Here is a 14,406-nt window from a genome sequence, read left to right as displayed (position 1 = left end):
GGCGGCCGTCCAGCCGGCCGGCGCTGCGCTCAACAGGTCCAGCGCCCGGGTTTGTACGACAATAGCCGGATCATGCGCTGCCTGTTGATCGACAACCACGACTCGTTCACCTGGAACCTCGCCGACCAGATCGGCCGGGCGTTCGGCGATGCGCCGTGCGTGGTCCGCACCGACGAACACGACTGGGACGAGCTGCGCGCCGACGACCGCTACGACTGCATCGTGATCTCGCCCGGGCCGGGCAGCGTGACCCGCGCGGCCGATTTCCACGTTTCGCGCCAGGCGATCGAACGCTCGGCGCTGCCGCTGCTGGGCGTGTGCCTGGGCTTCCAGGGCATCGCCCACGCCCACGGCGGCCGCATCGCCCACGCGCCCGAACCGGTGCACGGCCGCATCGCCCAGGTGCTGCACGACGGCCGCGACCTGTTCGCCGGGGTGCCCTCGCCGCTGCCGGTGGTGCGCTATCACTCGCTGATCGCCGCCTCGCCCTTGCCCGAGCCGCTGCGCGCGACCGCGCACAGCCAGGACGGGCTGATCATGGCCCTGCGCCATCTGCGCCGGCCGCAATGGGGTGTGCAGTTCCACCCCGAGTCGATCTTGACCGAACACGGCATCGACCTGATCGCCAACTTCCGCGACCTGGCCCGCCACCATCGCCGCCGCGCCCTGGTCGCGGTCAGCGCGCCGCCCGCGCCGGCGCCGGTCGCCGCGGCGCTGGTGGAACGCTTGCAGGTGTTGCAGCGGCCGCTGCGGATCGCCGGCGCGGAGCGGATCGATGCCGAAGCGGTGTTCGCGCAGCTCTATGCGCAACAGCGCAACAGTTTCTGGCTCGACAGTCAGATCGCCGATGAGGCCAGCGCGTGCTCCTTCATGGGCGCGGTCGAGGACGCGGACCTGCGCCGCTACCGCATCGCCGAGGACGACGCGCAGTTGTCGGCGGGGCAGGCGCTGATGGCGGAACTGCAAGCCGAACTGGAACGCTGCGAAGTCGCCGACGCCGACGGTTTGCCGTTCGATTTCCGCGGCGGTTACGTGGGCTACATGGGTTACGAGATGAAGGCCGTATTCGACGGCGACCGCGGCGCGGATGCGGCCTTGCCCGATGCGGTGTGGATGCGGGTGCGCCGGTTCCTGGCCTTCGACCACGCCGGCGGCCGCGCCTGGGCGGTGGCGATCGCCGACAGCGAGGGGCTGGCGTCGGCGCAGGCCTGGTTGCAAGCCACCTGCGAACGAGTCGCGGGCTTGAGCGCCGATCCCGCACCCGCGCCGCCGCAGCACACGCCGCCGCTGCAAGCGCTGGAAGTGGAGATGGACCTCGGCCGCGACGACTATCTGGCCGCCATCGACGCCTGCCGCGGCGCCATCGTCGAAGGCGAGTCGTATCAGGTCTGCCTCACCAATCACTTCCGCTTCCGGGTCGAGCTCGATCCCCTGGCCCTGTACCGACGGATGCGGCGCGGCAACGCGGCGCCGTTCGGCGCGTATCTGCGCTGCGGCGACGGCCATGTGCTCAGCACCTCGCCGGAACGCTTCCTGCGGGTCGATCGCGGCGGCCGCATCCAGACCAAGCCGATCAAGGGCACCATCCGGCGCTCGCGCGATCCGCAGCGCGACGCCTTGTACGCGCGCCGTCTGGCCGATTCGGACAAGGACCGCGCCGAGAACCTGATGATCGTCGACCTGATGCGCAACGACCTCAACCGGGTCGCGGTGCGCGGCACGGTCGAGGTGCCCAAGCTGCGCGAGGTCGAGAGCTACCGCACCGTGCACCAACTGGTCAGCACCGTGGAAGCGCAGCTGCGGCCCGACCGCAGCCTGATCGATCTGCTGCGCGCGACCTTTCCCGGCGGCTCGATCAGCGGCGCGCCCAAGCAGCGCACGATGCAGATCATCGACCGGCTGGAGCGCAGCGCGCGCGGCGTGTACTGCGGCTCGATCGGTTACCTGGGCTACAACCGGGTGGCCGATCTCAACATCGGCATCCGCACCTTGTCCTACGACGGCGACAGCGTCGCCTTCGGCGCCGGCGGCGCGATCACCTGGCTGTCGGACGCGCAGGCCGAATTCGAGGAAGTGCTGCTCAAGGCCGAAGCGGTGCTGCGGCCGTTGTGGCATTACCTCGGCGCGGGCGCCGAGTTCGCGTATCGGGTCGAGGGCGACCGGCTGCGGGTGCAGGCGGCGTCGGATTCGCCAACGGACTGATCGCGGCCCGCTGAGGCCGTCGAGGTCGCCGGCGCCAACGCCGCCGGTTCGGCCGGGCGCTTGCGCGACAAGCGCTGGCCCATGCGGATGCCGGGTTCTTCCACCCAGCGATAAGTGACGAACGAGCTCACGATCAACACCAGCGCGCAGGCGATGTTGACGATCCAGAACGCCACCGTGCCGCTGAGCGCGTACTGCTTGACCCCGGGGATCGCGAACACCGCGACCATGGCCAGGCCCTGCGACAGATAAATGCTGTAGCTCAGACTGCTGAGCCGGCGCGAGGCCGGCAGCGCCAGCACCCCGAACAAGCGGTTGCCCGAGCACAGGATGAAGAAGAACACCCCGGTCAGCGGGCACAACACGGCCAGCTGCAGCATGCCGATGTTGCGGGTGCTCAGCAGCGATGCGAACACCAGCAGCAACGCGGCCAGCGCCACCGCCGCCCAAAGCGGACTTTCCAGCTTGAACCGGGCGCCGACGCCGACATGCAGCAGCGAGGCGACGAACATCCCGGAGAACAGCATCAGGATCAGTTCGGCCAGCACCGCCAGGAACAGGATCGGCCGCGGTTTCACTCCGGGTTGGAAGCCTCCGTCCCAAGTAGCCAATACGATGGTGAGCAAGCACAGCGCCACCACCGCGCCGGTGAACAGCAGGTGCTTGCGCCGACGCACGAACACCGCCAGCACCGGCAGCGAGAAATAGAACACCCATTCGAAGAACAGCGTCCAGGTCACTCCGGCCAGGATCGTGCCGGTGTCGGCGTAACCGTTGATGGTCGGCGGCGGCGGCACGATGCCCAGCGCCAGCCACGCCAGCGCCGAGGCGATCGCCTGCAGCGGCGGCACCTGCCATTGGAATCCGGTGCGGTAGGCGACCACGCAGATCATCGTCAGCACCGCGGTCACGTACATCGGCCCCAAGCGGAACACACGGCCGATGTACAAGTTCTTCCACCCAGGCCGGCCTTCGGCCTTGAGCAACTTATTCCAGAACAGAAAACCGGTGAGCATGAAGAACAAACACACCGACACCACGCCCGCGACGTTGTAGAACTGCGCGGTCGACGGCTTCCACACGCCGGTGCGCAGGTACTCGTAGTGGACGATGGCATGGGTGGCGAACACGCTCAGCGCCAGAAATCCGCGCAGGCCGTCGAGCGTGTCGGTGCGCTTGCCCGGTTGCGGGCCGGCGCTGTCGGCGCTGCGGAACCACGGCAGCGAGGCGAACGCGAACGCCAGCGCCATCATGAGGAAGTACGGCCATACCTGATGGATATCGACCATGCCGCGATCCCACGATGCACACTGGAGGTTCGGCGAGACTAACGAGGTCGGTGGCGGGCTTCTGTTGTCTGAATCACGCTTCGCCGAACGCGTTAGACCGCATTGGTTCGCGCGAGCAGCGGATCGGCATCCATCGCTGCCGCACGCTGGCGGCGAACTGTGAACGGGTCGTGGTTGCGCGCAACGCGATCGAGCGCCGCATGCGGCCAAGCGTTACGCATGCGTTATCCGCGATGCGTGCGAGCGATGCCGAATCGGCGCAATGCGAGATGCGATAGGCGCTAGCGGATTCGCCAAACGAATTTTTCGCTGATCCGTTCGCAGCTTTTGTCATGCGCAAGAAACGAAATATTCTTTTCTAAGCGATCACGTTTGCGAAACCAAACACTGGACATCCGATGCGAAACGATTCTTGACGTGAGCCTCGGAACCGCGCGATGCGCCGTGGTAACAAGTGCAACGTCGAAAGTCAGGGGGGCATCGACCCACGCAGCGCATCCGCTCGTGGTCAAACCGAGGACTTCCCCATGTTGCAGCAACACGATCTTGTCCAAGATCCCAGCGCCAGCGCAGTCCCCTTCGCCGAGGAACTCTCGGACGAAAACCTCGAAGCCTTGTTCGGCGGCAAACCGGTAGTGTGCGGTTGCGGTTGGCTGTGTTCCTTCACCGGCGAGTGCGGCTGTTCCAACGGCCACTCGGTCTGCGTGGGCCACTGCTGATCCGAACCGGAGCCGCCCGGCGGTAACGGGCGGCTTTTTCGCGATGCGGCCCCGACCGATCCCTCGCGCGATGGCGTTCGCATCGGGCGCGCTGCTGCGCATGCGCGGATGCGCGCGCGATCCGGATCGTAGCGGCGGCCGCGCGACGGCGCGCGCGAGCGCACCTTGCCTGGAACACAGCGCGTGAACAATCCATCGCGGCGCAAGCCTGCGAAAACCAAGTTCGTCAGTCAGACCTCGGCCGCCGACTGCGGCCACGCCTGCATCTCGATGCTGTTGTCGGGATTGGGGCTGCGCATGCCGATGTTGGCGTTGGCCGCGCGCTATCCGGTCAGCCAGCGCGGCATGTCGGCCAAAGAGATGCTCGATGTGCTGCGCATGTGCGGGGTCAAACCGCGCGCCTTGCGCGCCAGCGACGGCGGCGTGCAAGCGCTGCGGCATGTGGCGCTGCCGGTGATCGTGCATTTGCGCCGCGAACATTTCGTCGTGGTCGCCGCCATCGACGACCACGCGGTCACGGTGCTGGACCCGGCCGCGGGCGAGAGCCGGGTGCCGCTCGCCGAATTCCAGGTCTTGTGGAGCGGCGTGTTCATCGGCGCCGAACGCGATCCGTCCGCGCCGGCCGGCGCCAAGACTTCGCCGCTGGGCCAGCTGTTCAAGGAATTTCTCGGCGAGCACTGGCCGCTGTGGCTGTTCCTGCTCAGCGTGATCGCGCTGACGGTCGCCACCACCATTTCGTTCCCGTGGCTGCTCAGCCGCGCGGTGACCTTCCTGGCTTACGGCGGGCAGGGCAGCGCCACCGGCCTGGGCGTGGGCTTGCTGGTGTTGTCGCTGGCGTTCGTGATCGCGCACTGGATGCGCGCGCGGGTGTCGCTGATGATCCAGCTGAAGTTGGATCGCTCGTTGATAACGCGCTTCGTCGACCGCCTGTTGCGATTGCCGCTGCGGATCTTCTCGCTGCTGCCGGCGGGCGATCTGATCGCGCGGGTCAATTCGGTTTCCGGGGTGCGCGACTTCCTGTCCGCGCGGATCACCGGATTGATCCTGGACTCGGGCGTGCTGATCGCCACCCTGGCGGTACTGGCGGTGCAAAGCCTGCCGGTGGCGTTGCTGTTCCTGGCCCTGACCACGCTGTCCACCGCGGTGCTGGTGCTGTGCTGGAAGCGCCTGCTGCGCCTGACCGGCGGCGAGGTGCTGGCGTACTCGGGCTACTACAGCACCCTGGCCGAAACCCTGACCATGGCGGTGGACGTCAAGGTCAACCGCAAGGAAGGCGTGTTCGCCGACCGCTTGATGCAGCGCTTCGGCGAGCATCAGCACTGGCTGGAGGCGCGCGGCAAACTCAATGCGGTGTTCGAGGCCTTGTACGCCTACCAGGACAAGGTGGTGCCGATCGCCGCGCTGCTGCTGTTGTTCGTGGCGTTTCCGACCATCGACCTGTCGGATCAGACCGCGTTCTATTGCTACTTCCTGCTCGGCTGGACCGGCCCGTCGGTGCGCGCGATCCAGATGTTCTTCATGCAACTGGTGGTGGTGCGGATCAACGCCGACCGGATCGAATCGATCCAGGGCCTGATGAGCCTGGACGATGCCGCGCCGCCCGCCGACGCGCAGGCGCCGGTGTGGGATCAACCGACTCAGGTCGCGGTGCGCGGTTTGGGGTTCTCGTACCTGGGCACCGGCAAGCCGGTGCTGGACCAGGTCAGCGCCAGCTTCGACGACCGCGCCTTGAACGTGATCGTGGGGCCGTCGGGTTGCGGCAAGAGCACCTTGTTGAAACTGATCGGCGGCCTGCTGCTGCCCGATGCCGGCAACGTGCAAGTGCGGATTCAGGGCGAACCCGCGGCCGCGCCGGGCGCGGCGGCGGTGGCGTACCTCAATCAGCACCCGGCCCTGTTCGCAGGCAGCGTCGAGCAGAACATCGCCATGTTCGATCCGCAGCCGGACCTGCAGCGGATCGAGCGCTGCGCGCGCGCGGCCTGCATCCACGGCGAGATCGCCGAGTGGCCGCTGGGCTACCAGACCCAGGTGGTCGCGGTCGGGCAGAGCCTGTCGTCGGGCCAGTGCCAGCGCATCGCGCTGGCGCGGCTGCTGTACAGCCGCGCGCCGATCATGCTGCTGGACGAATTCACCAGCGACATCGACACCGCCACCGAGGGCGCGATCCTGCGCCATCTGCGCCAGTGGCCGGGCATGAAGATCATCGTCACTCACCGCACCCAATGGATCCAGCCGGGCGACCGCGTGCACGAGTTGGGCCGAGTCGGGGCGGGCGAGGCCGCGCAAGGAGAGTCGCAGCATGAACGCCCCGTCTATGTCTGATCCGGGCCGCGCCGCGGCGCGCAAGCGCGGCTGGGTGGTGGCCGCCGGCGTGCTGTCCGCCGCGGTGTTGCTGCTGGGCCTGCTGATGGCGCGCAACACCGTCGCCTCGGTGGCGCCGGTGGCGGTGGTCAATCCCGGCATGGACCCGCTGGCGACGACGATCTTCGCCGACGGCACCTTGTCGTACCGCAACGAACTGGCGATGACCTCCGAAGTGCTCGGCGCGGTCGAAGAGATCTACGTGCGCCAGGGCGATGAAGTCAAACGCGGGCAGCCGTTGATGAAACTGCGTTCGCAGCAGTACCAGGCGCAGATGGCCCAGCGCATCGCCGGCCGCGACGGCGAGATCGCCTCGCTGGAGGTCAAGCGCGCCAATCGCGAACTGGCCGAGTCCAAGCTGCGCCGGTTCACCGCCTTGCGCGCGCAGCAGTTGGTCAGCCAGGAAGGCCTGGACGAAGCCCGCGCCGCCTACCGCCAGGCCGATGCGGAATACCGCGAAGGCACCGCGCGCATCCAGAACCAGCGCGCGCTGGTCGATGAGGTTCAGGACAGTCTGCACAAATCGCTGTTGCGCTCGCCGATCGACGGCACCGTGCTGTCGCTGGACATCTCGCCCGGCGAAACCGCGGTGCCGAGCGCGCTGAGCTTCAGCGGCTCGACCGTGGCGCGGATCGCCGACACCAGCGTGCTGGTGGCGACCGCCAAGCTGGGCGAATACGACGTGTGGAAGATCCGCCCGGGCGCGCCGGCCAACGTGGTGGTGCCGGCGTTCGACGAAACGCCGTTGCCGGGCACGGTGCGCTCGGTGTCGATGGCGCCGACGCGTCCGCCCGCGGGCAATGGCGCGGCGCCCGCCGGTGCGGCCAATTACGAAGTGGTGATCGAGATCCGCAACACCCGCCGCGCCAGTTTGCGCACCGGCATGACTTGCCGGGTCGAATTCCCCAGCCGCAAGGCCGCGCCGGTGCTGACCGTGCCGATCGCCGCGCTGCGCGAAGATGCCGCCGCGGCGGGCGGCGCCCGCGGCGCGGTGCTGGTGGTGAGCGACGGCGTGGCCAGCCTGCGCGAGGTGCAGTTGGGCGACGCCAACGACACCCATCAGGAAATCCGCAAGGGGCTCAGCGCGAAAGACCTGATCGTGGTGCCGGCGCCCGGCCAGCCCGCGCCGGAACCGGGCACGCGGGTGCGGGTGGTGTCGTATGAACGCGGTTGAGCTCAGCGGCATCCGCAAGAGCTATCGGCTCGGGGCGACCGAAGTGGCGGTGCTGCGCGGCGTCGACTTGCACGTGGCCCGGCACGAATGCGTGGCGGTGATGGGCGCCTCGGGCTCGGGCAAATCGACCCTGCTCAATCTGATCGGCTTTCTCGACACGCCCGATGCCGGCGAGATCCGCATCCACGGCCGGCCGGTGCAGCGCCAGGACGATGCGGCGTTGTCGGGCTTCCGCAACCGCACCATCGGCTTCGTGTTCCAGAGTTTTCATCTGCTCGGCAACTGTTCGGCGCTGGAAAACGTGATGCTGCCGCTGCGCTACCGCGGCCGCCCGCGCGCGGCGGCGCGGGCGCGCGCGCAAGAGGCGTTGGCCGAAGTCGGCATGAGCCACCGCGCCGAGCACCGTCCCGACGAAATGTCCGGCGGCGAGCGCCAGCGCGTGGCGATCGCCCGCGCCATCGTCGGCGAGCCCGACATCGTGTTGGCCGATGAGCCGACCGGCAATCTGGATTCGAAAACCTCCGACGAGGTGCTCGACGTGTTCGCGCGCATCCACGCGCATGGCCGCACCCTGATCGTGGTGACGCACGCGCCGCACGTGGCCGAGCGCTGCCAGCGCACCATCCGCATGTCCGACGGTCGGGTGATCGAATCGACCGCGTTCGCGTCGGCTTGAGCGCGGTCAAGCGCATGCGCCGCGGCTGGGCCAATGTCTCCGACGCGGCGCGCTCGCTGGCGCGCAGCCCGCGCGCGAGCCTGCTGTGCGCCAGCGCGATCGTGCTGGCGGTGATGGCGTATTCGACCATCGCCAGCATCGCCGAGGGCATGGCCCAGGTGCTCGGGCGGCGCTTCGAAACCCTGGGCCAGGACACCTTGGTGATCCGCGGCCAGTCCAGCGTCGCCGGCGGTTTCGTGCCGGGCCCCGGCGATTTGAGCGACCTGCAACAACGGCCGAACTGGATCGCGCGCGCGGCGCTGGTGCAGGAACTGTCGGGTGCGGCGACCCTGCTGGAAGGCGCCGGCACCCGTCAGGTCGCGCAGGTGCTGGCGGTCAGCGAGGACTATTTCTCGATCGACCGCGTCGTGATCGGCCAAGGCCGCCACTTCGGCGCGCGCGCCGGCGCGACGCGGCAGTGCGTGCTCGGCGCGCGCATCGCCGCGCGGCTGTTTCCCCGGCAATCGCCGCTGGGCCGGTTCGTGCGGGTGGGTGGGCAATGGTTCGCGGTCAGCGGCGTGCTCAAGGCCACCGATGAGCCGGGCAAGTTCGTCTCCAACGACGATGCGCTGTTCCTGCCGCTGGCCGGCGCCGGCGCGCTGATCAAACCCGGCGACGACGGCGGCCGGCTGGTGCTGAAGGCCGCGCCCGGCGTGGACATCGAGCGGCTGCGCGAACAGGTGCGCGGCGTCTTGCTGCGCAAGTACAACGGCCGTTTCGATGCCGACGACTTCCGCATCGAGGCCAGGCAAAGCCTGCTCGACAGCGCGCGCGCGGCGACTCAAAGCCAGGGCCGGACGGTGGCGTGGATTTCGCTGCTGGCCTCGCTGGTCGCGGCGCTGGGCGTGATGAACATGATGTTTCTGGCCGCCGACGAGCGCTCCGGCGAAATCGGCCTGCGCCGCGCGGTCGGCGCGACCCAGGCCGACATCGCCTGGCTGTTCGTGCTGGAAGCCTTGTGGCTGTGTCTGCTGTCGATCCCGCTGGGCCTGCTGCTCGGCCGCGGCGCGGCGACGGTGCTGCAACAGGTCTTGCGCCTGGATTCGGCGCCGACCTTGAGCGCGCAGGCCTGCGCGTTGGTGGCGGTGGCGACCACCGCGCTGGTGGTGGCGTTCTCGCTAGCGCCGGCCTGGCAGGCCGCGCGCAAAGATCCTAAGCAAGTGCTGCGCAGCCAATGAGCGCGAACCTGGACTCCGGCCAGATCGATGCGCTCGGCGCGAGCGAACGCGACGCCGAGCCGTCGTGGCGCTTCGCCCTGGCCGAAGCCTTCCACGCCGCGCTGCGCCAGCTGCGCAGCTTTCCGATCCGTACCGGCGTAGCGATGCTGAGCGTGGCCTTGGGCGTGGCCGGGATCGTCGCGGTGATGTCGTTGTCGCAAGGCTTGTCCAAGACCTTGGTGCGCTCGTTCGAATCGATGGGCCGGCAAGTGGCCATCGTCCGCGCCGATCCCTCGTACGAAGCGCTGGTGCTGGGCACCGCCAACCGCTTGTCCGAACAGGACCTGCGCGCGGTGAGCCGGGCGTTCGCGCGCCAGCCGGTGGCGCCGTTGCTGCGCTATGGCGGCTTCAACAACGCGGTGGCGTTGGGAGCGCGCGCCAGCACCGCGGCGATCTACGGCACCAGTTCGGCCTATTTCGAACTCGGCGAAGTCGAGCGCGTCGCCGGAGCCTGGCCGGCGCGCCGGGATTGGCGCGGCGGCGGCGGGCGTCAATGTTTGCTCGGCCGCAGTCTGGCGCGCGAGTTGGGCGGCGAAACCGCGGTGCTCGGCCGCGATCTGAGCTTGCCCGGGCGCTCGTGCCGGGTGGTCGGCGTGGTCAAGGGCGCGGGCAGCGCGCTGGGCTTCGATTTCGAGCGATTGGTGATCGCGCCGATCGGCCTGGTGCGGGCGATGGACAGCGACGGCAGCCGCAGCGATCTGGAAATCCACATCGGTTTCGGCGCCGGCGACGACATCGACGCGGTCGCCCGGCGGCTGACCGCGGAGCTGCGCAAACAGCGCCATGCCGCGCGCGGCGAGGACGATTTCATCGTCGTCACCGCCCAGCGCCTGCGCGATTACCTCGACGGCACCCTGGCCAGCGTGCGGATCGGTTTGTGCGCGCTGATGGCGGTGGTGTTCGCGGTCGCCGCGCTGGGCATCGGCAACGTGTTGTTGTCCGGCGTCAACGCGCGCCGCCGCGAGATCGCGATCAAGCGCGCGCTCGGTGCCACCCGCGCCGGCATCTTCCTGGAGTTCCTGCTGGAGGCGGCGGTGCTGACCGGCCTGGGCGGCGCGCTGGGCGCGTTGCTGGGCGCGTTGGCGGCGCTGGCGATCACCGCCAACTCGCGTTACTTCGGCGAACCCACCGTGTCGCTGGCCGGTTGCGCGTACGGCGTGGCCACCGCGCTGTTGGTCGGCGTGTTGACCGGGGTGCTGCCGGCGGCGCGCGCCGCGCGTTCGGACCCGGTGTCCGGTTTACATCATCACTAAGCGCAGGACTGAGGACGAGACATGAAAGGACCGTGGGTCTGGATAGGCGGGGCGTTGCTGGTCGCGGTGCTGGCGGTGTCGCTGGGCTTCGTGCTGATGGCGGCCGGGCGTTCGGAGCCGCTGCCGACGATGCAGGTCGACGACCTGCCGATGTTGGGCGCGGCCAAGGCACCGCACGAAATCGTGTTGGTGACCGACTACGGCTGCCCGGCGTGCAAGCGCTTCCACGCCGAAATCCTGCCCGAATTGCTTAAGCGTTATGTCGACAAGGGCGACGCGCGGCTGCGGGTGCTGGCGTTTCCGATCCGCGACGGCTCCACCGAGCTGGCTCATGCGGTGACCTGTCTGCAACAACGCCCCGGCACCGACGTGCGCGCCTTGTACGACCGCATCTACGGGCAAGACCTGGTAGGGCTGGCCACGCCGGAGCTGGCGCGCAAGCTGGCGCCCGATGGCGCCGCGGCGGCCGAGTTGAGCGCTTGCATGCAGCGCCCGGACATCGCCCAGCAGGTCGAGCGCCAGCGCTACCGCGCCATCGTCCACGGCATTTCCTCGGTGCCCACGGTGGTGATCGACCGCAGTTTATTGAGCGATCCCTGGGTATTGGGCCATTACCAGACCGCGCTGCGCGCGGCGCCGACGGGTGCGCGCTGACATGAGCAATCTGGATTTCGACCGTTACTACATCGCCGCGATCTGCCGCGCCGAGGCCGAAGCCTTGCGCGGGGACATCAACGCCTGCCTGGACGCCAGTGGTTTGCCCGCGGACTATCGCGCCGCCATCGGCGCCGGCGCCAGCGAGTACCTGCTGCAGCGGCTGTGCTGGATGTTCCAGAAAGCATTCGTGTTCGAACTCAACCGCTACGCCGCCGCCGCGCCCGATGCCGGCGCGGCCGCGACCGCGGTCGGCGATCCGGTGTTCCTGGCGTTCCTGCGCGACATCGCCGAGGGCGACCGGGCGCGCGAGCTGCGCGAACGCTACGCGCCGCTGTATGCGCGCGCGCTAAGGTTCTGCGCGGGCTTCATCGAATTCCTGCGCGAGCATCTGCGCCATCTGAGCGCGGACCGCGAGGCCTTGAGCGCGTTGCAGCCGCGCAGCGCGCAGGCGCCGACCCGGGTCGACTTCGGCCTGGGCGATCCGCACCGCGGCGCGCGCGCGACCATCGGTTACCGCTTCGAACACGCCGACCTGTACTACAAGCCGCGCGGGCTCGGCCTGGACTTGCTGTTCGCGCACTTGCAGCGCGTGGCCGATCCTGGAATCGAAACGCTGCGCTCGCTCGACCGCGGCGATTACGGCTGGCAACTGGGCGTGCGCGGCGGCGGCGCCGCGGGCGCGGAGGCCGCGAGGCGTTTCTATCGCGCGCTCGGCGTGTGCACCGCGGTCGCGCACCTGCTGTGCGGCTCGGACATCCACTTCGAAAACATCGTCACCGACGCGCACGGCCGGCCGTTCTTCGTCGACGTCGAGGCCTTGTTCACCAACACCGCGCGGATCGAACGGCAGGCGCCGTCGCCGATCGCGATCATGGCCGCCGAGCGCGAACTGGACCGGCGCCTGGGCGAGTCGGTGCTGAGCGTCGGCGTGGTCTCGCTGCGGCGCACCCGCGAGGGCGTGTTCTCCGGCGCCGCCCAGGGCGACCGCGTCGCCGCTCCGGTCTCGCGCGAGGTGGCGGTGGACGCCAAGACCGCGAGCATGCGCTTGTCGCGGGTGCAGGAAGCCATCGCCATCGCCAGCCCGGTGCCGCGGGTGGGCGACGCGCCGGCCGCGTTCGCCGAGTATCTGCCGCACTTCGCCGAGGGCTACCGCAACGCGGCCGCGGCGCTGGTCGCGCAGGGGGAATTCATCGTCACCTGGTTGCAGGCCGCCGCCGGTCTGCGCTCGCGGCAGATCCTGCGCCACACCTATTTGTACGGTTTGTTCCTGGCCGAAACCACCCACCCGGCCCTGGCCGATCCGGCGCGCACCGACGCGCTGTTGCTCAAGCTGCGCCGCGAGGAAGCCGGCAAGCCGTTCCTGCGCCATCTGTATGAGAGCGAGCGCCGGCAACTGCTGCAATTCGACATTCCGTACTTCGAAGCCAGCCTGGGCGGGCGCGATCTGCTCAGCCCGTTCGGCACGGTCGAGAACTTCTTCGAGCGCTCGGCGCTGGAACTGGCCGGCGAGCGGCTGCAACGCTTCGCCGATCCGCAGTGGGTCGAGCGACAACTGAACTACGTGGCTTTGTCGCTGGGCTGTCCGAGCGCGCCGGTACTGGACGACCGCGACGCGGCGTTGGCTGCGGCGCGCGCGTTGATCGGCGATTGCGTGCCCGGCGACAGCGACGGCAGCGTGCTGTGGACTTACAGCCCGCCGGCGGGCACCCCGGGCGCGGAGTTCGCGATCATGCCGATGGGGCCGGATCTTTACACCGGCCTGGGCGGCATCCTGGCGTTCCTGTCGCGGCAGTCGGCGCGCACCCACGACGGCGCGGTCGAAGCCTTGACCGAGCGGTTGATCGGCACCGCCCGCCGGCTGTTGAGCGAACGCAGCGAGATGCTCGGCAGCGGCGCGTATTCGGGCATGGAAGGGCTGATCCTTGCGCTGGCCGATGCCGCCGTCCTGCGCGGCGACGCGGCCTTGTTGGCCGCCGCGGTGGACGCCTTCGTCGCGCGCGAACCGCAGTGGGACGGCGAACGCTGCGATATCGTCGACGGCGCCGCCGGCATCGCCCTGGTGGCGTTGGCCTTGCACCGTCGCAGCGGCGATCCGCGCTTGCTGCCGATCGCGCGACGCCTCGGCGAGCGCCTGCTCGAACGCGCGCAAGACGGCGAACACGGCCCGCAGTGGCTGTTGCACGGCGTCGGCCGCTGCGTCACCGGTTTCGCCCACGGCGGCAGCGGCATCGCCTTCGCCTTGTGGCGATTGGCCGGCGCGCTGGACGCGCCGCGCATGCGCGAGACCGCCTTGCGCGCGCTGCTAGCCGAGGACCGTTTGTTCGACGCCGACATCGGCTTATGGCCGGACACTCGCGAGGACACGCCGCAACATTCCTTGGGCTGGTGCAACGGCGCCGCCGGATTCTTGCTGGCCCGCGCCGAAACCTGGGACGCGTTGGAGGACTGGCAACGCGGCCACGCCGCGACCGCATTCGCGCGCAGCGTGGAATGGTTCGGCCGGCTCAAGGACGATTCGCTTTGCCACGGCAGCGTCGGCGTGCACCGGGCGCTGGCATTGAGCGCTGCGCGTATGGGCCTGGACTTCACGCTGCCCGCGCCGGAGTTGGGCGGCCGCGCGTATCGCGCGGGCTGGACCCACGACAGCGGCAATCTCGGCCTGATGGTCGGCGTGTCCGGCGCGGGCCTGGCCCACGCGCAGGGATGCGGCCATGCCGAAGCGGCGCCCGGATTCTGCCCATTGACCTTGACCTAAGCGGGCCGTAAATGGGGCGAACCAGCGGCGGAACGAGACGGGCCGATGCGATTCATGCCACTGA

Annotated in this window: 10 protein-coding genes; 9 read left to right on the top strand and 1 reads right to left on the bottom strand. The window is 69.2% G+C overall.

The window, feature by feature from the left end; genetic code table 11:
- Positions 1 to 72: 72 nt before the first annotated feature.
- Complete coding sequence (gene pabB / locus V7787_RS19695) at positions 73 to 2,202, top strand: aminodeoxychorismate synthase component I (protein WP_336089208.1); 2,130 nt, start codon at positions 73 to 75, stop codon at positions 2,200 to 2,202.
- Here pabB and V7787_RS19690 read toward each other — a convergent pair.
- Positions 2,115 to 3,491 (bottom strand): acyltransferase family protein, encoded by a 1,377-nt coding sequence (locus V7787_RS19690; RefSeq protein WP_336089207.1) that lies wholly within the window; start codon positions 3,489 to 3,491, stop codon positions 2,115 to 2,117. The two genes, pabB and V7787_RS19690, sit on opposite strands and share 88 nt — an antisense overlap.
- 527 nt (positions 3,492 to 4,018) lie before the next feature.
- Between V7787_RS19690 and V7787_RS19685 the strand changes: the two genes are divergently transcribed.
- From V7787_RS19685 to V7787_RS19650, 8 genes are all read left to right on the top strand, one after another.
- Positions 4,019 to 4,210, top strand: a complete 192-nt coding sequence (locus V7787_RS19685; RefSeq protein WP_336089206.1) for a hypothetical protein — start codon at positions 4,019 to 4,021, stop codon at positions 4,208 to 4,210.
- Positions 4,211 to 4,393: 183 nt separating this feature from the next.
- A complete protein-coding gene (locus V7787_RS19680) occupies positions 4,394 to 6,532 on the top strand; it encodes a peptidase domain-containing ABC transporter (protein WP_336089205.1) in 2,139 nt (712 codons plus the stop codon).
- Positions 6,510 to 7,745 (top strand): efflux RND transporter periplasmic adaptor subunit, encoded by a 1,236-nt coding sequence (locus tag V7787_RS19675; RefSeq protein ID WP_336089204.1) that lies wholly within the window; start codon positions 6,510 to 6,512, stop codon positions 7,743 to 7,745. Before V7787_RS19680 ends, V7787_RS19675 begins: the two co-directional genes overlap by 23 nt.
- The gene (locus V7787_RS19670; RefSeq protein ID WP_336089203.1) at positions 7,732 to 8,421 is read left to right on the top strand and encodes an ABC transporter ATP-binding protein; all 690 of its coding nucleotides are present in this window, start codon (positions 7,732 to 7,734) and stop codon (positions 8,419 to 8,421) included. Before V7787_RS19675 ends, V7787_RS19670 begins: the two co-directional genes overlap by 14 nt.
- Positions 8,418 to 9,638 carry an ABC transporter permease gene (locus V7787_RS19665; protein WP_336089202.1) on the top strand — a complete coding sequence of 407 codons (1,221 nt, stop codon included), beginning with the start codon at positions 8,418 to 8,420 and terminating at the stop codon, positions 9,636 to 9,638. The genes V7787_RS19670 and V7787_RS19665 overlap by 4 nt, the downstream gene beginning before the upstream one ends.
- The gene (locus V7787_RS19660) at positions 9,635 to 10,930 is read left to right on the top strand and encodes an ABC transporter permease (protein WP_336089201.1); all 1,296 of its coding nucleotides are present in this window, start codon (positions 9,635 to 9,637) and stop codon (positions 10,928 to 10,930) included. The genes V7787_RS19665 and V7787_RS19660 overlap by 4 nt, the downstream gene beginning before the upstream one ends.
- Positions 10,931 to 10,951: 21 nt before the next feature.
- Positions 10,952 to 11,584: a thioredoxin domain-containing protein gene (locus V7787_RS19655; RefSeq protein WP_336089200.1), complete on the top strand. Its 633-nt coding sequence runs from the start codon at positions 10,952 to 10,954 to the stop codon at positions 11,582 to 11,584.
- Between the two features lies 1 nt (position 11,585).
- Entirely contained in the window at positions 11,586 to 14,342 is a 2,757-nt protein-coding gene (locus tag V7787_RS19650) for a type 2 lanthipeptide synthetase LanM family protein (RefSeq protein ID WP_336089199.1), read from the top strand.
- Positions 14,343 to 14,406 lie beyond the last annotated feature (64 nt).

The sequence above is a fragment of the Pseudomonas sp. CGJS7 genome, assembly GCF_036961695.1.
This window is presented reverse-complemented; position numbering and strand designations above follow the sequence as displayed.